Source organism: Pacificispira spongiicola, assembly GCF_012926505.1.
Lineage (GTDB): Bacteria > Pseudomonadota > Alphaproteobacteria > UBA8366 > Aestuariispiraceae > Pacificispira > Pacificispira spongiicola.
Map to the genome: position 1 here is coordinate 1 of NZ_JABBNT010000008.1, position 17,844 is coordinate 17,844.

Sequence of the window (17,844 nt, forward strand, 5' to 3'; positions counted from 1 at the left end):
TACCACACTCGTCGCAGCGCCCTCACAAACCTATAACGCGGGGTGGAGCAGCCAGGTAGCTCGTCAGGCTCATAACCTGAAGGTCAGAGGTTCAAATCCTCTCCCCGCAACCAAACAATGCCAACGGCTTAGCGCCAAAAGCGCTAGGCCGTTCTTGCGTTTAGGCCTATGCGGCGCACCTTTCAAAAAGCGACGATTTATTCCGCGAAATTTTGTGCCGTCAGGTTTCGGCAAGGTTAGGAAGGCACGATTCAGGTCCGTAGCGGTTTTGGACTAGTCGATTGGTGCTCCTAATATGGTTCCCCGTACATTTAAAAATTGCTCGCGCGGTCTGGGCCGCCTTCTTTGGCTCGCTTTGGCGTTCCTGGGTATCTCGCTCCTGACCCGGATCGGGTTGGCCCTGTTTAGCGGGGAAAGCTATTCCGTCGGAAGTTGGCTCAGGTTTCTTGCCGTCGGAATGCTGTTCGATGCGGCTGTCCTACCGTGGCTTTTGCTCCCCTGGGCGGTTTATGACGCGATCGTTCCAGAGAAGATCGACCGTCCATTCCTCAAGTGTGCCGAGACGATCTGGGCCGGTATTTGGGCCATTGCATATTTTTCATTCTTTTCGGTCGTTGCTTTCGGCGAGTTTGCCTTCTGGGGAGAGTTTTCCAGCCGTTTCGATTTCATCGCGGTCGATTACCTTGTCTATACGCATGAAGTGATCGGCAATATCCAGGAAAGCTATCCCGTCGGCCTTTGGTCCGGGGCGATCGTTCTTTTCAGCGCGGGCGTTTGGGCGCTGACCTGGCCGCGGGACATGGCGCCGCCCGTTGCGGGATGGAAATTGCGGTTCTTGCGCATTCCTGTGCTGGGGCTCGCCGCGTTTGCGGGGGTGAGCGGCTTGACCATGGATACGGCGCTTCGGACCGAGAACGCCTATGTCGGTCAGTTATCGTTGAACGGTCTGTATTCTCTGTTCCACGCCTATCGTCACAACGAATTGGATTACGAACGATATTACCCGATCCTCCCGGCGGAACGGTTGAACGATCGGATTCGATCGCTCGTCGCACAGCCGGGTACATCCTTTATTTCGTCGAGCGGTATCGACAGGAATGTCACCGCCCGCGCCGATGCGGGGCGCCGTGACGTCAATGTCGTCCTCATTTCGGTCGAAAGCCTTTCCGGTGACTATCTCGGCATGTTCGGGAACACGCAAAACCTGACACCGGAACTGGATAAACTCGCCAACGACGGACTTCTCTTCACCAACCTTTATGCGACGGGGACGCGCACCGTGCGGGGGCTGGAGGCCTTGTCCATCGGCACGCCCCCGACCCCGGGGCAAAGCATCGTGCGCCGCCCGCAAAATGGCGGGCTTGAGAATGTCGGTGAAGAGTTGAAGGAGCAGGGTTGGACGCCTTACTGGGTCTATGGCGGCTACGGCTATTTCGACAACATGAATGCTTATTTCTGCGCCAACGAATACAAGGTTGTCGACCGCACCGATTTGGACGCGGAAGGGATCGCGGCGCATTCCGAGAATATCTGGGGGGTCGCGGACGAAGACCTTTATTCGCTGGCAATGCGCCAGTTCGACCGCGAATTCGAGTCGGGGAACCGGTTCTTTGCGCATATTATGACCACGTCCAACCACCGCCCGTATACTTTCCCGGAAGGGCGGGTCAATTTCCCCCAGCACCATCGTGAAGGGGGCGTGGCCTATACCGATTGGGCAATCGGCAATTTCATTCGCCGGGCCTCGGAAAAGCCGTGGTTCAAAAACACCCTTTTCATCATAACCGCCGACCATACGGCCAAGGCAGCCGGGAAGACGGATTTGCCGCCGTCTCGCTATCACATCCCGATGATTTGGTACGCGCCCGGCTTGATCGGGCCCGGGGTCGAAGGCCGCTTGATGAGCCAGGTCGACATCGCGCCGACGCTGATGGGGTGGCTCGGGCTGGACTATACGAGCCGGTTTTTCGGATACGACCTGTTCCGACTGGAACCGGGACGGGAACGCGCCTTTATCAGCACTTATCAGAAGCTGGGATATCTGAAAGGTGGGCGCCTTGTCATCCTGGACGTCAACAAACCGCCGGTCGTGGTCGATGGATTCGACGCGGAAACCGAAACGGCGGGAACGGAAGGCACGGCGGCTATAGCGGGCGACGACGCCCTGATCGAAGAGGCGATCGCCTGGTATCAATCCGCGAGTTCATTGTTTCGCGAGGGGTTGCTGAAAGACATCGCCGATGACGGTGACGAAGAGCAGAAAGCGCCTGCCTGCCGGTGATCTACCTGCGACCCGAATCCAAATCGTCGGGTAGAATCGCGGCTGCGTCGACGTTTCAATCCTACATTTTTGGCCTCCGAACCGGAACGCATCGCCGTTCCGGGACCGGGTATCTGTGCCTCGTTAACCTGTTCTTTCGGTTCATAATTCCCCTGTAAATCCGGCCATTGCAATTTCCTATGGCAATTAAAGGAAATTCGTATTGTGCGGAAATCCGGTAATCACGCGACACTTCGGCTCAATAAATAAGGTCCCTGGACTATCCGGGATTGTTGAGTTGGGGAGGTTGCGTTGTTTGGGAATTCCAAAAAATTCGGTCAGGAACAGATCGTTTTCGCCATCACGGTGGCCATGTTCATCCTGTTCTCCCTTTTCCTGGATAATTTCCTGGCGGCGGACAATATTTTCGCGCTGCTGCGCAGCGTCGCGGTGCTCGGCATTCTCGGTCTGGGGATGCTGATCGTCGTTTTGGGGCGCGGGATCGACCTGTCGCTCGTTGCCAATATGGCGATTTCTGTGGCCTGGACGTTGCAGCTTGTCGGTACGGGAACACCGTTGGGCTGGGCGATTGCCATCGGTTTGGGCTTCGCCCTGGTGATGAGCCTCGTTTCCGGTCTTTTGATCGCCTATGCCGAAATTCCGCCGCTCTTCGCTACCCTGGCCATGGGAACGTTCGTTTACGGCTTCGGGCGGGCGCATCTGATCACCGGTACCGACGTCGTCTATCTACCCGCCGAATTCGGTTGGGCGTCGCATATCGGGCAGGGTCGCCTATACGGGGTGCCGGTCCCGGTCATTCTGGCGATCGCCTTTGCCGCCGTCGTTTACCTGTTCCTGAAATATACGAAGCCGGGCCAGCAGATTTACGCCGTCGGCGACAATATGGCCGCCGCGCGCATCACCGGCATTCCGGTCCGCCCGATCCTGGTTCTGCAATATGCCATCGGCGGTATCGTCGCCTTCGCGGCGGGCCTGATTACCGCGACGGCGGTCCAGTCGATGAACACCCGCATCGTCAATTCGAACATGATCTATGACGTCATCCTGATCGTCGTGCTGGGCGGGGTCAGCCTGTCTGGCGGACGCGGGAATGTGCGCAATGTGATCGTCGGGACGCTGCTGATCGGCGTCTTGGTCAACGGCATGACCATCATGGACATCCAATACACGCTCCAGAACGTCATCAAGAGCTTGATCCTGCTGGCCGCCATCGTCGCGGACAGCTTCATCAACCCGCGTGACGAACAGACGGGGCAGCAGGGCGACATCTGACGGCGCCGCCGCACGAGAGATTACCCCCGGGAATTTATCCCCATCCAAACCAAACAAAAGAATATCAACAGGAGGAAGAAATGGACGTTAAGACAAAATTGAAAGGGGTCGCGGCTGCCGCGCTGACGTGCCTCGCCCTTGGTGCGACCCTGGGGGCGACAGTCGTGTCCGCCCAGGAACCGAACGATCCGTTCCGCGGACCGGCACTCGAAACGCTGGACGGCAAATGGGTCGCCTATTTGCCGATTTCCGCGGGCTTCGATCTCGCCCAGGCCTGGGGCGGCGTGGTGAAGACGGAAGCCGAACGCTACGGCATGAAATTCACGATCCAGGATCCGAACTGGAGCACGGACGCCATGGCGCAGGGCATGACCTCCCTGATCGCCGAAGGTCCGGATGTGATCGTGACGCAGAACCCGGATACGCAGTCCCTGGCGCGTTTGCTGATGCAGGCGAACAAGAAGGGCATCGTGGTCGTCCAGATGAACATGCAGGGCGCGGTGCAGACCGACGCTTTCGTCGGCCCGGACTATATCGCGCTCGGCCGTCAGATCGCGGGCATGATGGTCGACCGCTGCGGCGCGGGCACCGATACCTCGCATAAGGTTTCCATCGTGCAGGGCGTGCTGACCGGCGGCGTCAGCTACTTCCAGGTCCAGGGCATCATGGAAGTTCTGGGCGAGCACCCGGAAATCGAAATCGTGTCCAGCCAGGCCGCGGACTGGGATGCCAGCAAGGCGCGGGCGATTACGGAAACCGTCCTGCAGCAGCATCCGGATCTGTGCGGCGTCATCGACGTCTGGGACGGTCAGGGTATCGGTACCGGCGCCGCGATCAAGCAGGCGGGCCTTTCCGACAAGGTCTATATGGTGACCTCCGGCGGTGGCGCGCAGAGCGCGTGCGATCTTCTCAAGGACGGCACCTTCTCCGCCGTCGTCAACTATGACGCCCCCGGCATGGGCCGCGACGCGTGGAGCGCGATCATGATCGCGCTGCAGAACGGTCAAGGCGGCGGTGCCATCAAGACGATGCTGTATTCCCCGACCTTCGTGATGACGAAGGACGATGTGAAGGACGGCACTTGTTGGGATGCCGGTCAATACGCGGCGATGCTGCGTTAAGGCCGACCGACTGTCCGGACCCGGCGCACCAAGCTGCGCCGGGTCCCTCGTTCCCGCGTAAGATTCATTCACACGTACGTTCCGTCGCCCATTTCCGGCGACGTGCATGAACCCTGGGGAGGGTGGCCGCCGTGTCTGTTGCGAACACGATTACGAAGCTCCGCTATCGGTATCTGCCCGATCACATGATCGGCGAGATTCTGTCGAAGAACTGGATCGACAATGCCATTCCCTTCCTGGTGATGGTCGCTGTCGTCGGCGTCTTTGGGACGCTGCTGCCGAACTTCTTTTCCGGCAGCAACATGGAAATCCTGGGTCGGCAGTATGGGGAGTTCGCACTGGTCGTCATCGCGATGATGGTGGTGATCGTCGTCGGGGGGATCGACCTGTCGGTCGGGTCCAACTTCGCCCTCGGCAACTTCGCCATGCTATATTTCCTCAATCTTGCGGAACTGCCGACCGGGGTGTCGGCCCTGTTGGTGATCCTGATTTGCGGCGGTGTCGGTCTTATCAACGGTTTGCTGATCGGCTATATGCGGCTCCGCGCCTTCCTGACCACGCTGGTAACGCTGATCATCGTGCGGGCCGTGGTCGATATGCTGTTGCTGGAATATGCCCAGCAAATGTCGATGAGTTTCTATTCCTCCCCCCTATGGGACACGATGGGTATGGGCGGCTTCGGGCCCCTGCCGTTCAGCTTCGCCGTTTTGGTTGTCGTGGCGGTGCTTGGGCATATCGCGATCACGCGGTCGCGGCCCGGCTGGCGCGCACTGGCAATCGGCGGGTCGCGCCGGTCCGCATACAATATCGGCCTGCCGGTTCGGCGCATCGTCTGCTCTGCCTATGTTCTGTCCGGCATGTTGGTCGGGGCGGCGGGCGTTCTGTATGCCGCGCGGTTGAGCGGCGCCGGAACCGATACCGGCATGGGTATGGAAATCGCGGCGCTGACGGCGGCGATCCTGGGCGGCAACAGCCTGGGCGGCGGGCGTGGATCGGTGGCGAAGGCCCTGATCGGCGCGGTTACCGTGCTGGTCCTGACGAACGGCGTGCTGCGTCTCGGCTTGAATAGCGGGTCCGGTCCGATGGTCCTGGGCCTCACCCTGCTGGCGGCGGTGTTCATCGACGTCCGCTGGCTTAAGAACCGCGGGAAACTGCTGAGCAAGGTCTACGTTTCCCCGACCTTGATGGAAATGCCGCAGCCCCGGTCGACGGAAGACGGCCCGCTGGCGGTGAACGACCGGTTGAGCGATGTCGAGGTGATCGCCCTGGGCAAGGTCGAAAGTCCCGAAGACGTCATCCTGGATGAAAACGACTACCTCTATAGCGGCAGCCGCCACGGCGACATCATCCGCTATGCCCCACCGAACTATACGGAACATGAGGTTTATGCCCATATCGGCGGATCGCCGCTGGGCATGGCCTTTGACAAGGACGGCAACCTATTGGTCTGCGTCGGCGGCATGGGGCTGTATAGGGTCGACAAGGATCGGAACGTCACCAAGGTGACGGACGAAACCAACCGCTCCACCTTCTCCGTCGTCGATGACAGCCGACTGCGTCTCGCGGACGATTTGGATATCGCCCCGGACGGGAAGATCTATTTCTCCGAAGCGACGATCCGGTACGAAATGCATGACTGGCCGGTCGATGCCCTGGAAAGCCGGGGCAACGGGCGCATCATCTGCCACGACCCGAAGACCGGCAAAACGCATACGGAAATCCGCAACCTCGTCTTCCCGAACGGCGTCTGCACCAGCCATGACGGGCAGTCGATTCTGTTCGCCGAAAGCTGGGGCTGCCGGGTCAACCGCTATTGGATCGCGGGGCCGAACAAGGGCAAGCTGGAGGTGCTGATCGACCGTTTGCCGGGCTATCCCGACAATATCAACCGGGCGTCGGACGGGACCTATTGGGTCGCCATCATGGGGATGCGGTCCCCCGCGCTTGATCTGGCGTTGCGCATGCCGGGCTTCCGTCGCCGCATGGCGCGCCGGATCGCCCCGGATCAGTGGCTGTATCCGAACCTGAATATCGGTTGCGTCGTGCGGTTTAACGACAAGGGGGAGATTCTGGAATCGCTGTGGGACCGCAAGGCGGCCAACCATCCGATGATCACTTCCATGCGCGAACATAAGGGCTGGCTCTATCTGGGCGGCATCACCAACAACCGGATCGGGCGTGTCCGCCTGAAAGGGATGGATGACAGTTGGAGCGGCTGGTCCAGTTATTGGGGTAAGAAGACGGGAGGTCAGGCATGATCGGCGCGATCACGTCCATGCTGGACAACTTCCTGGGGCGCGGCAGCGCGGCGGTAACCGTGCCGCCGATGGACGGCGCCCTGAAGCCCAACAATAGCCTCGAAGGCCTGCCGCCGGGCATCGCCGCAAAGGCACCCGGCAATCTGGTCCAGATCGACGGTGCGCCGGCCTGGTCGGATGGGGCGGATGTCGTCTCGTCCTCCGGGACCGTCGTCCTGACCGTCGGCGCCCCGATCACCGCCCTGGCCGTCCGGAATGACGGTGTGATCGCCGTGGCGGCGCTGAATGGCGTTCTGTCGATTTTCGACAAGGACCGCAACGACATCACCCCAGCCTGGACCCGCAGGCCGGACCATGTCACCGCGATGTCTTTCGGGTCGAAGGGAGAGATCCTGTTCTGTGTCGGGTCGGAAACCAACGATCCGGAAAACTGGCCGAAGGACCTGATGGAAAAGAATGCCAGCGGTTGGGTCGGCGCGGCGTCGGTGGAGACGGGGGACATCTTCGTTCTGGCAACGGATATGGCCTATCCATCCGGGATCGTCCAATTGCCGGATGACACCGTTCTTGTCAGTGAGGCTTGGGTCAGTCATCTGATCGTGCTGGGACCCGGCGCGAAACGGACCATCGTTCTGGATGAAATTCCCGGCTATCCGGGGCATCTGAGCAAATCGAGCGGCGGCGGTTATTGGCTGTCGGTCTTCGCGCCCCGCAATCCGCTGATCGAATTCGTGCTGCGGGAACCGGGCTACCGATCCGCCATGATGCGCGAGGTGCCGCAGGAATTCTGGGTCGCCCCGGCCTATGCCAGCGGTGAGTCCTTCCTGGAACCGTTGCAGGGCGGGGCCTTGAAACAGATGGGCATTCTGAAACCCTGGGCGCCGTCGCGGTCCTACGGGCTTGTCGTCCAACTGGATGGCGATTTCATCCCGATGCGCAGTTTCCACAGCCGGACCGGCGGTCGCCGCCATGGCGTCACGTCTGCCCTGGATATCGGCGGAACGCTTTGGCTGACCAGCCGTGGGGCATCCGAAGTTCTGACCTTCCTGCCGGACGAGAAGGGGGAAAGCCGATGAGCACGCTCGTCGAACTGAAATCCGTCACCAAATCCTTCCACGGCGTGAATGCGGTGAAATCGGTCGATTTCGACCTGCGCGCCGGGGAAATCCATTCGCTTCTGGGCGAAAACGGCGCGGGCAAATCGACCCTGACCAAGATCATCGCGGGCGTGTATGAGCCGAATGAAGGCGAGGTTTTGTTCAAGGGGAAGAAGATCAACTTCTCCAACCCGCATGAAGCGCTGGAAAACGGAATTGCGATGGTGTTCCAGGAAACCAGTCTGGTGCCGTCGCTGACCGTCGCCCAAAACCTGTATCTGGGGCGGGAATCCTTCGTGAACCGGCTGCGCGGAATCTATATCGCCGCGCAGCAGTTCCTGCAGTCGCTGAATTTCGACGTCGACCCGACCATGTTGGTGTCTCAATTGGGGGCGGCGCAAAAGCAGATGGTCGAAATCGCCCGCGCGGTTCATCACAAGGCGGAAATCATCATTTTCGACGAGCCGACGGCGACCCTGACGCCGGAGGAGAAGCACCATTTCTTCGCCCTGGTCCGGCGGCTGAAGAAGGACGGCGTGTCCATCATCTTCATCAGCCACGCGCTGGAAGAGGCCTTGGACATCTCCGACCGGATCACCATCCTGCGGGACGGGCAGCATGTCGTGACCGACGATGCGAATACCTTCGATCGCGATAAAATCGTGGCGGCGATGGTCGGACGCAATCTGACCGACGAAATCTACGGCAGCGCCAGCCGCAACCGGAAGGCCCGTCCCATGGGCCGCCGGATTTTGAGCTGCCAGAACCTGTCCATGGGATCGATGGTCCGCAATACGTCCTTATCGATCTTCAGTGGCCAGATCACCGGGATTTTCGGCTTGATAGGGTCGGGACGGACGGAAACCTTCAAGATCATTTCCGGCGTCGTGAAACGCGATTTCTTCCATGGCGGGGAGGCGCGCCTGGAAGGGAAGCCGGTGCGCTACCGCGTGCCGCGTCCGGCGGTGAAGGACGGCATCGTCTATGTCACCGAAGACCGAAAGCTGGAAGGCTTCTTCGAAACCAAATCCATCGCCGAGAATATCTATTCCGGCCTGCTGGGCGCCGATCTGAACAAGTCGCTTACCGTCAGCTACAAGGAAATGATCGATCTGGCGGATGTCTGGTCGAAACGCCTGAACGTGAAGGCCATCGACAGCAATGCGAAGGTGATCGAACTGTCCGGCGGGAACCAGCAGAAGGTCGTGGTCGCCAAGGCATTGGTGCAGAAGCCGAAACTGATCATCTTCGACGAACCGACACGCGGCGTGGATGTCGGCGCGATCGCTGAAATTCACAAGGTCATCAACGAACTGGCCGATTCCGGCATGGCCGTGGTCGTGATTTCGTCCTATCTCCCGGAAATTCTAAATCTATCGGATCGCATATTGGTCTATCGTCTGGGCCGTGCCGTCGAAGAGTTTTCGATGGAAGAAGCGAGCGAAGAAAAAATCATGTACGCCGCGGTTCACTGATACGCGGGTCAGGGAGGAAAAGATGAAGATCAAAGCCGCCGTTCTGGAAGAGATTGGCCGTCCCGGCCCCTATGCGGAAACCAAACCCGTCACGGTTCAGGAGATCGATCTGGAAGCCCCGCGCAAGGGCGAGGTGCTGGTGAAGATGGTCGCGGCGGGGATTTGCCATTCGGACCTGTCGGTCGTGAACGGCGACCGCCCGCGTCAGACCCCCATGGTTCTGGGCCACGAAGGGGCGGGCGTCGTGCAGGCCGTCGGAGAGGATGTCACGGACCTGCATCCGGGCGATCATGTCGTCAGCGTCTTCGTGCCCAGTTGCGGCCATTGCGGCCCGTGTCAGAGCGGCCGCCCCGCCCTGTGCGAGCCGGGGGCGGCCGCCAATGGGCGCGGTGAATTGCTGTCCGGCGGCACGCGGTTGAGCCGGAACGGGGAACCCGTCTACCACATGACCGGGGTTTCCTGCTTCGCCGATCATGCGACAGTGTCGCGACGGTCCCTGATCAAGATCGATCCGCGCATCCCGCTGCATATCGCCGCCCTGATGGGCTGCGCGGTGCTGACCGGCGCAGGCGCGGTGTTCAATAGCGGCGATGTGAAACCGGGCGGCACCACGGCGGTCGTCGGTCTGGGCGGGGTCGGTCTCGCCGCCGTTATGGGGGCGTTGGTCGCCGGGGCGGAAAAGGTCATCGCCATCGACCGCCTGCCGGAAAAATTGGAACTGGCGTCGGAATTCGGGGCCACGCATACGGTAAATTCCAGCGACGCGGATGCCGTCGCGGCGGTGAAGGACCTGACCGGCGGCGGTGTCGACGTGGCGCTGGATTTCACCGGCAATGTCCATGCCCTGCGTTTCGCCTACGACATCACGCGGCGCGGCGGCACGACGATCACGGCAGGCCTGCCGAACCCGAAGGCGCAGTTGGAGTTGCCGGCGGTCACGCTGACGGCGGAAGAACGGGTTTTGAAAGGCAGCTACCTCGGTTCCGGGGTGCCCAGTCGCGATATCCCCAAATTCCTGGATTTGCACGCTTGCGGCCGCATGCCGGTCGAAAAACTGATGACGCACCGCATCCGGCTGGAAGACATCAACGAAGGGTTCGACCGGCTGCATGACGGGGCGGCGATCCGTCAGGTCATCGACTTCACGCTGTAAAGCACGTTTCAGATCAAGGGCCGTTCGTTATGAAGCGCATTACCGAAAACAAGACCTATCAATGCTATATCGGCGGGGAATGGGTCGATCCGCTGTCGGGCGATTATTTCGAAACCGACGATCCGTTTACGGGCAAGACCTGGGCGCGTATCCCTCGATGCAACGCGGATGACGCCGATCGCGCCGTTGCTGCCGCCAATCAGGCGCTGACCAAGGGCGCCTGGGCGGATATGCACCCGACGCAACGCGGTCAGTTGCTGAACCGTCTGGCGGACCTGCTGGCGCGGGATGCGGATCATCTGGCGGCGATCGAGGTCCAGGACAATGGCAAGCTCTATGCGGAAATGCGCGCGCAAACGGGCTATATCCCCCAATGGTATCGGTATTTCGGCGGTCTGGCGGACAAAATCGAGGGTTCCGTCCTGCCGATCGACAAGCCGAACATGTTCACCTATACGCGGCATGAGCCGGTCGGGGTCGTGGCCGCGATCACGCCCTGGAATTCGCCCCTGCTGCTGGCCACGTGGAAATTGGCCCCGGCCCTGGCGGCGGGATGCACAATCGTCCTGAAGCCGTCGGAATTTACCTCCGCCTCCGCGTTGGAATTCTGCAAACTGGTCGACGAAGCCGGGTTCCCGCCGGGCGTGTTCAACGTCATAACCGGCTTCGGCGCCGAAGTCGGCGAGCCGCTGACGACACACAAGGATGTGCACAAGATCGCCTTCACCGGCGGCGAGACCGGTGGCCGCCATGTTGCGAAAAGCGCGGCGGGCACCTTCAAGCGCCTGACGCTGGAACTGGGCGGTAAGTCCGCGCAACTGGTCTTCCCGGACGTGAACATCCAATCCGCCGTGCGCGGTGTTGTCTCCGGCATTTTTGCCGCGACGGGACAGACCTGCATCGCCGGATCGCGGGTCTTCGTGCATGAAAGCATCCACGACGCCTTCCTGGATCAGTTTCTGGAATTGGCCAAGACCGCGCGCATGGGCGACCCGATGGATTCCGCGACGCAGGTCGGGCCGGTAACGACGAAGCCACAATTCGACCGCATCCTATCCTGTATCGCGATGGCGAAGGACGAAGGGGCGGATTGCGTCCTGGGCGGTATCCCGTCGGAACGACCGGAATGCGGCAATGGCCGCTTCGTCGAACCGACTGTCTTCTCCAATGTCACCAACAGCATGCAGATCGCGCAGCAGGAAGTCTTCGGCCCCGTCCTGTCGGTTATCAAGTTCCGGGAGGAAGAGGACGCTTACGACATGGCGAACGATACGCCTTACGGCCTTGCCGCCGGGGTATGGACGACCGACCAGGGCCGCATGTTCCGGGCGGCGAAACGCCTGCGCGCCGGTAACGTCTGGACCAATTGCTATCGCGCGGTTTCCTACATGGTGCCGTTCGGCGGGTTCAAGGCGTCCGGCCTGGGCCGCGAGAGCGGCCAGGACGCGATATACGACTACCTGGAAACCAAATCCGTCTGGATGGATTACGGGGACGGCCCCGCCAATCCGTTCATCATCGGATAACGACTCCGTCTACTCGTTAGGGGCGCTGGTCGGGGCAAGCTTGCCCGGCGAAGAAGACGCGGTCCAATCCGTCCGGCAGGATCGCCACGCTGGATCGGGTCCGTCTGGATCGGTGTCGGCGTTTCGGGATAGGGCGGGATTTATTGTGGTTTCCGGGGGCAGGCGGTATGAACGGTGCGCCCGCCCTTCAGAATCAGGAAAATCGATATGGAAACGCTGCCGCCCTGCCCGCAATGCCAATCCGCCTTTGTTTATGAGGACGGCGCATTGTTGATCTGTCCCGAATGCGGGCATGAATGGGCCAAGGATGGGGCTGGCGGCTCGGGGGGCGATGCTGGCGATACAGGCCCGGCGGTGCGCGATTCCGTCGGCAACGTCCTGGCGGACGGCGACACGGTAACCGTCATCAAGGATTTGAAGGTCAAGGGATCGTCCTCCATCGTGAAGGTCGGCACCAAGGTCAAGAATATCCGACTGGTCGACGGCGACCACGACATCGACTGCACCATCCCCGGTATCGGGGCGATGGGGCTGAAGTCGGAATTCGTGAAGAAATCCAGCTAATCGGCGGAGTACGCGGGTTTAGGTCGATTGACGTATGCGCGGTTGGTCCGCGTCGACGGCGAGCGGCGTGCCGAACCGTCCGATATTCTCGTCGCCCCAAACCTTCAGCGCCGAGATAATCGGTGCGAGGCTGCGGCCCAATTCAGTCATGCTGTATTCCACCTTCGGCGGGACTTGGGCGTAGACCTTCCGGTGGACAAGGCCGTCATCTTCCAATTCCCTGAGTTGATTGGTCAGCATCCTTTGGGTGACGCTGGGAATGCGCCGGCGGATTTCGTTGAAACGCAGCGTCCCCTCATCGAGCAGATGATACAGGACGACGCATTTCCATTTCCCGTCGATCAACCGGATTGCCGCTTCGACGGAGCAGCCGGGGCTGCAGTCGAATCGTGTGTGTCGGACCTTTGCCATCAACAGTATCCTTTTTGACACTATATGCGATCTTTGTACGTATTAACTTATTCTAAAGGTATCGTAAGTTCAGGGGCGTATCAACGAACCGGAGCATGACAGATGAAAGCCGTTGCCTATAAAACACCGGGGCCGATCGATCGGCCCGATTCTCTGGTCGATACGAGTCTCGATAAGCCGAGCCCAGAAGGCCGGGATCTGTTGGTTGAGGTGAAGGCGGTTTCCGTCAATCCCGTCGACTACAAGGTTCGGCGGTCCGCCGCGCCGGACCCTGGTGAATGGAAGGTGCTGGGATGGGATGCCGTCGGTACCGTCGTTGCCGTGGGGGATGAGGTGCGGTCGTTCAAGCCGGGCGACGATGTCTGGTATGCGGGGTCGATCTCGCGGCCCGGCTCCAACAGCGAATTTCACTTGGTCGACGAACGGATCGTCGGCCCGAAACCGTCGACCGTGTCGGATGCGGAAGCGGCGGCGCTGCCGCTGACGGCGATTACCGCCTGGGAGATGCTGTTCGACCGGTTGGACGTCAGGAAACCGGTCCCCGGGGCGGCCCAGGCCGTCGTGATTATCGGGGCGGCGGGCGGCGTCGGATCGATTGCCATCCAGTTGCTTCGGGAGTTGACCGACGTGACCGTGATCGCGACCGCGTCCCGGCCGGAAACGCAGGCCTGGGCACGGTCGCTGGGCGCGCATTACACGGTCGACCACAGCCGCCCGATCGCCGATCAGATCGCCGCGTTGGGGATCGGCGCCCCGGCCTTTGTCTTCTCGACCAACCAGACGGCCAAACATTTGGAGGAGATCGTCGCCTGCATCGCCCCGCAAGGCCGGTTCGGCCTGATCGACGATCCGGGCGCGCTGGATGTCAGTGCGTTCAAGCGGAAATCGGTCTCGATCCATTGGGAACTGATGTTTACGCGGGCCTTGTTCGAGACGCCGGACATGGAAGAGCAAGGAAAACTCCTGACCGAACTGTCACGGCTCGTCGATGCCGGACGGGTCAAGACCACGGCGACGGAAGTCCTGCATCCGATCAATGCGCAAACCTTGAAAAAAGCCCATGCGATGCTGGAAAGCGGAACGGCGCGTGGGAAAATTGTGGTGGAAGGGTTCTGATCCGCGAGGGCCGATTGAGGCATCCGATGCGGCTAATTGTCATCGGATGATCCGCGCGACCGGCTTGCAATTGCACGGGATCGTCTGAATGCTGACCGCGAACCGCCGCCACTGCCGGTATCGCATTGTATCGGTGGAAGCCACGGCGGCGTAAAGGCGATCCGGTTCGTCCCTGGTTACACGTCCGGTAAACGCCTGTTGGCAAGTGGGATGGCCGGGTGACGATTCATGGGCAATAGCGACAGCGCACCGCCGAAACGCGGAACGCGGCGCAAAGAAATGCAAACGCGGATCGTGGGGCCGGTTGCCCGAACCTTGCGGGCCGCGGGGTTCTTGGCCGTTCTGTCCGCGCTAATCTGGCCGGTTCAGGCTGGCGCAATCGCGCTGGCCATTGACGGTTGGGTCGGGTCCGGCGCGGGGGGCCTGTCCGTTCCGGCCGCCGCCGCGACGGTATTGATCGGTGGGGCGATCCGCGCTTGGCTTGATTTCCGGGCGGGCGGATTGGCTTTCGACGCGGCGGACAGAACCATCGCACGCGAACGGGACGTCCTGTTGCGCCGGGAAGCGCGGGCGCGCAGCGGCGACGGCTCGGCCGCCATTGCGGCCCTGATCGTTCAAAAACTGCCGATGCTGCATCCCTGGATCACCCGGTATTATGTCGCGATGGTGCGGGTGTCGGTCGTGCCGCTGGTCCTGTTGATCGTCGTCTTCAGCATTTCCTGGATTGTCGGCTTGGTCCTGCTGGCCGCCGGGCCGTTGATCCCGATCTTCATGGCCTTGATCGGTATTGCGGCGGAAAAGGCGTCGCGGCGGCAATTGGCGGAAATCGGGACGATGAACGGCATGCTGATGGAACGCCTGTCGGCCTTGTTGGATATCCGATTGTTGGGCGCATCGGACCGCGTGACGCGGGATTTCGAGCGGCGTGCGGATGCCTTGCGCAACCAGACCATGGCGGTGCTGAGGATCGCCTTTCTGTCCTCCACCGTGCTGGAACTGGCTGCCGCGATCGGCGTTGCGATGGTCGCGGTTTTCGTCGGCTTTACCTTGCTGGGGGAAATCACTTACGGCACCTGGGGCGTGCCGCTGACCCTGGGACAGGGGATTTTCCTGCTGCTGTTGGCACCGGATTATTTCAACCCGTTGCGCGATTTGGCGGCGGCCTGGCATGACCGGGCGGCGGGCCTGTCCGTCGTCGCGGAACTGGAGGAGGCGGACCGTGCCGACCGGATCGCCTTCGTTGGGAACGGTGTTCCCGGCCAACCGCTTGACGGTCCGATCCGGGTGCGGGTTTCAGGCGCGACGGTCGACCTGTCCGGGCGGGTCTTGGCCTTGCCGGATTTCGATGTGTCGGCGGGAGAGGCCGTGGCGTTGCGCGGCCCCAGCGGTGCCGGGAAATCCACGACCCTGGCGGCGATTCTGGGGTTGGTGCCGCTCTCCGCTGGACAGATCGATGTTTGCGGCAGACGCCTTGATGCCGATACGGCGGACGATTGGCGGTCGCGGCTTTCCGTCGTACCGCAGAAACCGCATTTCGCCGACCGCAGTTTGCGGGACTATCTGACGCCGCGCCCGGATGCGGATGTCTCGATTGCGGACGCCCTCACCCTGGCCCAGGCCTGTCCTATCGTCGATCGCCTGCCGGATGGGCTGGAGACCCGGTTGTCGGAAAGCGGCGGCGGTGTGTCCGGCGGGGAGGCGCGGCGCTTGATGATCGCGCGTGCCGTCCGCATGGATGGCGATCTGCTGCTGGCCGACGAGCCGACGGCGGATCTGGATCCCCAAACCGCCGCGATGGTGATCGACGCCCTGAAAGGCTTGAAGGCGGCGGGCAAGACGATGCTGATCGCCACCCACGACCCGGCACTGATCGCGGCGATGGATCGTGTCGTCACGGTTTCCCCTCAAAACATGGATGGGGAGACCGGCGCATGACCGCGCTTCTGCGTATCCTGCGCCTGCTGATCGTGGCCTCTCCCTGGTCCATGGCGCGCGGCGCTATGCTGGCCGTCCTGGTGCTGCTGATGGGCGCGGCCCTGCTGGGCCTGTCCGGGTGGTTCATTACGGCGACCGGCCTGGCCGGTCTTGCGGGGATCGGGATCGCTTTCGACGTGTTTCGTCCGTCCGCCGGGGTGCGGTTGTTGGCGCTGGGCCGGGCGGCGGCGCGCTATGGCGAACGGCTGTTGACCCACGATGCCACCTTGCGCGCACTGGCGGCCCTGCGCGTGGACCTGTTGAAACGCGTCGCGCGCCGCGATGGGCGGCAATTGCAAAATCTGCGCGGCGAAGCGGCCCTGACCCGGATCGTCGCTGATGTGGATGCGCTGGACGGCGTGATCCTGCGCCTGTTTCTGCCGGTGCTGGCGGCGGTGGTGACCCATGCCGTCGCCTTCGCGGCCCTATGGTGGTTGGCCGGGGCGCCGGTCGCTCTGTCCGTTCTGGTCGGCTACGTCCCGGCCGGGCTGATCATCTTGATCGCGTTGGGATGGCGCAGCCTGTCGCCGTCCCGAACCGCGGAGGACGAGGCGCAACGGCTGCGGCGCGGCGTGATCGACCTGATTCGCGACCGGGAGGCGTCCATCCTGACCGGCAGTTTGGCGGCGGGGGAGGAAGCCCTGCTGCAAACCGACCGGACAGCCCGCGCCGCGATCCGGCGGCTGGATGTTCAGGAACGCCGCGCGGGATTGATCCTGGCGGTGGCCGGTTCGGTCGCGCTGGCCCTGGCCCTGTTGGCCGGGGATTGGGTCCTGTCGCGGGGCAGTGTCGACGCGGCAAGCGCGGCGATCGGTGTGTTCGTCGCCCTGGCGCTGGGGGAGGCGTTCATCCCCCTGCGGCGCGGCGTGACGGAAATCGGCCGCATTATCCCGGCGGCGGAACGGGTGTTGTCGGAGGCGGAACCGGCACCTGTCCCGTCCAAAGAGGGTCGGTGCGAAGACGCGACTGTCCTGTCCCTGCGCGTCGGGGACAAGCACCTCTCCCTTAACACGGGGCAGGCGGCTGTCCTGACCGGGGCCAGCGGGATCGGCAAGACGACCCTGTTGTTGCGCATTGCGGGGCTATCGACCCTGTCGGACGCCCGGATATCGATCCTGGGCCGCGACCCTTCCCATTGGGCGGAGGCCGATTTGCGCGATGCCGTCACCATGGTGCCACAGCGCAGCGTCCTGATCGCCGGAACCGTCCGCGACAATTTGGCGCTTACCGGGATCACGGACGAGCGGGCGATGTGGGCGGCGCTGGACGCGGTCGCCCTGGCCGAAACGATCCGGCACCGCGACGGGCTGGATACCCTGTTGGGGGAAGGCGGCTCCGGACTTTCGGGCGGGGAAACCCGCCGTATGGCGCTGGCCCGGGCGGTTCTGCGCCGTCCGAAACTGTTGTTGCTGGACGAACCGACGGAAGGGTTGGACACGGAAACCGCGGCTAAGGTCCTGGCCGGTATTCGCGCCGCGCTGCCGGACACGGCGATCCTGGCCGCGCTGCATCGCGATGTCGCACATCCCTTGTTCGGCGCTAGGGTGTCTCTAGAACTGTGATTAAGTCACAGACGCGGTCGAAAAACCCTCATAC

The 17,844-nt window shown here is 62.0% G+C and carries 13 protein-coding genes and 1 tRNA gene; 13 read left to right on the plus strand and 1 reads right to left on the minus strand.

Annotated elements, in window-relative coordinates; all coding sequences use genetic code 11:
- Positions 1-36 precede the first annotated feature (36 nt).
- The 10 genes from HH303_RS19320 to HH303_RS19365 all read left to right on the plus strand — a co-directional run bounded on the left by HH303_RS19320 (position 37) and on the right by HH303_RS19365 (position 12,747).
- Positions 37-113: transfer RNA gene (locus HH303_RS19320), tRNA-Met, on the plus strand.
- A gap of 182 nt (positions 114-295) precedes the next feature.
- Positions 296-2,281, plus strand: a complete 1,986-nt coding sequence (locus tag HH303_RS19325; protein WP_169627048.1) for an LTA synthase family protein — start codon at positions 296-298, stop codon at positions 2,279-2,281.
- 291 nt (positions 2,282-2,572) lie between these two features.
- On the plus strand, positions 2,573-3,553 hold the full coding sequence (locus HH303_RS19330; RefSeq protein ID WP_227421953.1) for an ABC transporter permease: 981 nt from the start codon (positions 2,573-2,575) through the stop codon (positions 3,551-3,553).
- 80 nt (positions 3,554-3,633) lie between these two features.
- On the plus strand, positions 3,634-4,674 hold the full coding sequence (locus HH303_RS19335; protein WP_169627049.1) for a sugar ABC transporter substrate-binding protein: 1,041 nt from the start codon (positions 3,634-3,636) through the stop codon (positions 4,672-4,674).
- Positions 4,675-4,805: 131 nt separating this feature from the next.
- Complete coding sequence (locus HH303_RS19340) at positions 4,806-6,932, plus strand: ABC transporter permease (RefSeq protein WP_169627050.1); 2,127 nt, start codon at positions 4,806-4,808, stop codon at positions 6,930-6,932.
- Positions 6,929-8,008 carry a strictosidine synthase gene (locus HH303_RS19345; protein WP_169627051.1) on the plus strand — a complete coding sequence of 360 codons (1,080 nt, stop codon included), beginning with the start codon at positions 6,929-6,931 and terminating at the stop codon, positions 8,006-8,008. The genes HH303_RS19340 and HH303_RS19345 overlap by 4 nt, the downstream gene beginning before the upstream one ends.
- A complete protein-coding gene (locus HH303_RS19350) occupies positions 8,005-9,504 on the plus strand; it encodes a sugar ABC transporter ATP-binding protein (protein WP_169627052.1) in 1,500 nt (499 codons plus the stop codon). The genes HH303_RS19345 and HH303_RS19350 overlap by 4 nt, the downstream gene beginning before the upstream one ends.
- 22 nt (positions 9,505-9,526) lie before the next feature.
- Positions 9,527-10,657: a zinc-dependent alcohol dehydrogenase family protein gene (locus tag HH303_RS19355; RefSeq protein ID WP_169627053.1), complete on the plus strand. Its 1,131-nt coding sequence runs from the start codon at positions 9,527-9,529 to the stop codon at positions 10,655-10,657.
- Between the two features lie 29 nt (positions 10,658-10,686).
- Positions 10,687-12,183 (plus strand): aldehyde dehydrogenase, encoded by a 1,497-nt coding sequence (locus tag HH303_RS19360; protein ID WP_169627054.1) that lies wholly within the window; start codon positions 10,687-10,689, stop codon positions 12,181-12,183.
- A 207-nt stretch (positions 12,184-12,390) separates the two neighbouring features.
- Positions 12,391-12,747, plus strand: coding sequence for a zinc ribbon domain-containing protein YjdM (locus HH303_RS19365; RefSeq protein WP_169627055.1), 357 nt, complete (start codon positions 12,391-12,393; stop codon positions 12,745-12,747).
- An 18-nt stretch (positions 12,748-12,765) separates the two neighbouring features.
- On the opposite strand, the gene HH303_RS19370 is transcribed toward HH303_RS19365, so the two are convergent.
- The gene (locus HH303_RS19370) at positions 12,766-13,158 is read right to left on the minus strand and encodes a winged helix-turn-helix transcriptional regulator (RefSeq protein ID WP_169627056.1); all 393 of its coding nucleotides are present in this window, start codon (positions 13,156-13,158) and stop codon (positions 12,766-12,768) included.
- Positions 13,159-13,260: 102 nt separating this feature from the next.
- Here HH303_RS19370 and HH303_RS19375 point away from each other — a divergent pair, with 102 nt between their 5' ends.
- The 3 genes from HH303_RS19375 (at position 13,261) to HH303_RS19385 (ending at position 17,810) form a co-directional block, all read left to right on the plus strand.
- Complete coding sequence (locus HH303_RS19375; RefSeq protein ID WP_169627057.1) at positions 13,261-14,274, plus strand: zinc-binding alcohol dehydrogenase family protein; 1,014 nt, start codon at positions 13,261-13,263, stop codon at positions 14,272-14,274.
- 228 nt (positions 14,275-14,502) lie between these two features.
- The gene (locus HH303_RS19380; RefSeq protein WP_227421954.1) at positions 14,503-16,209 is read left to right on the plus strand and encodes an ABC transporter ATP-binding protein/permease; all 1,707 of its coding nucleotides are present in this window, start codon (positions 14,503-14,505) and stop codon (positions 16,207-16,209) included.
- A complete protein-coding gene (locus HH303_RS19385; RefSeq protein WP_169627058.1) occupies positions 16,206-17,810 on the plus strand; it encodes an amino acid ABC transporter ATP-binding/permease protein in 1,605 nt (534 codons plus the stop codon). The genes HH303_RS19380 and HH303_RS19385 overlap by 4 nt, the downstream gene beginning before the upstream one ends.
- Positions 17,811-17,844 lie beyond the last annotated feature (34 nt).

Excerpts from the sequence above, each read along its gene's own strand:
- HH303_RS19370 (WP_169627056.1), bottom strand. The coding sequence starts at position 13,158 with ATGGCAAAGGTCCGACACACACGATTCGACTGCAGCCCCGGCTGCTCC.
- HH303_RS19345 (WP_169627051.1), top strand. The coding sequence starts at position 6,929 with ATGATCGGCGCGATCACGTCCATGCTGGACAACTTCCTGGGGCGCGGC.
- HH303_RS19350 (WP_169627052.1), top strand. The coding sequence starts at position 8,005 with ATGAGCACGCTCGTCGAACTGAAATCCGTCACCAAATCCTTCCACGGC.
- HH303_RS19385 (WP_169627058.1), top strand. The coding sequence starts at position 16,206 with ATGACCGCGCTTCTGCGTATCCTGCGCCTGCTGATCGTGGCCTCTCCC.
- HH303_RS19335 (WP_169627049.1), top strand. The coding sequence starts at position 3,634 with ATGGACGTTAAGACAAAATTGAAAGGGGTCGCGGCTGCCGCGCTGACG.
- HH303_RS19355 (WP_169627053.1), top strand. The coding sequence starts at position 9,527 with ATGAAGATCAAAGCCGCCGTTCTGGAAGAGATTGGCCGTCCCGGCCCC.
- HH303_RS19365 (WP_169627055.1), top strand. The coding sequence starts at position 12,391 with ATGGAAACGCTGCCGCCCTGCCCGCAATGCCAATCCGCCTTTGTTTAT.
- HH303_RS19375 (WP_169627057.1), top strand. The coding sequence starts at position 13,261 with ATGAAAGCCGTTGCCTATAAAACACCGGGGCCGATCGATCGGCCCGAT.
- HH303_RS19360 (WP_169627054.1), top strand. The coding sequence starts at position 10,687 with ATGAAGCGCATTACCGAAAACAAGACCTATCAATGCTATATCGGCGGG.
- HH303_RS19380 (WP_227421954.1), top strand. The coding sequence starts at position 14,503 with ATGGGCAATAGCGACAGCGCACCGCCGAAACGCGGAACGCGGCGCAAA.
- HH303_RS19325 (WP_169627048.1), top strand. The coding sequence starts at position 296 with ATGGTTCCCCGTACATTTAAAAATTGCTCGCGCGGTCTGGGCCGCCTT.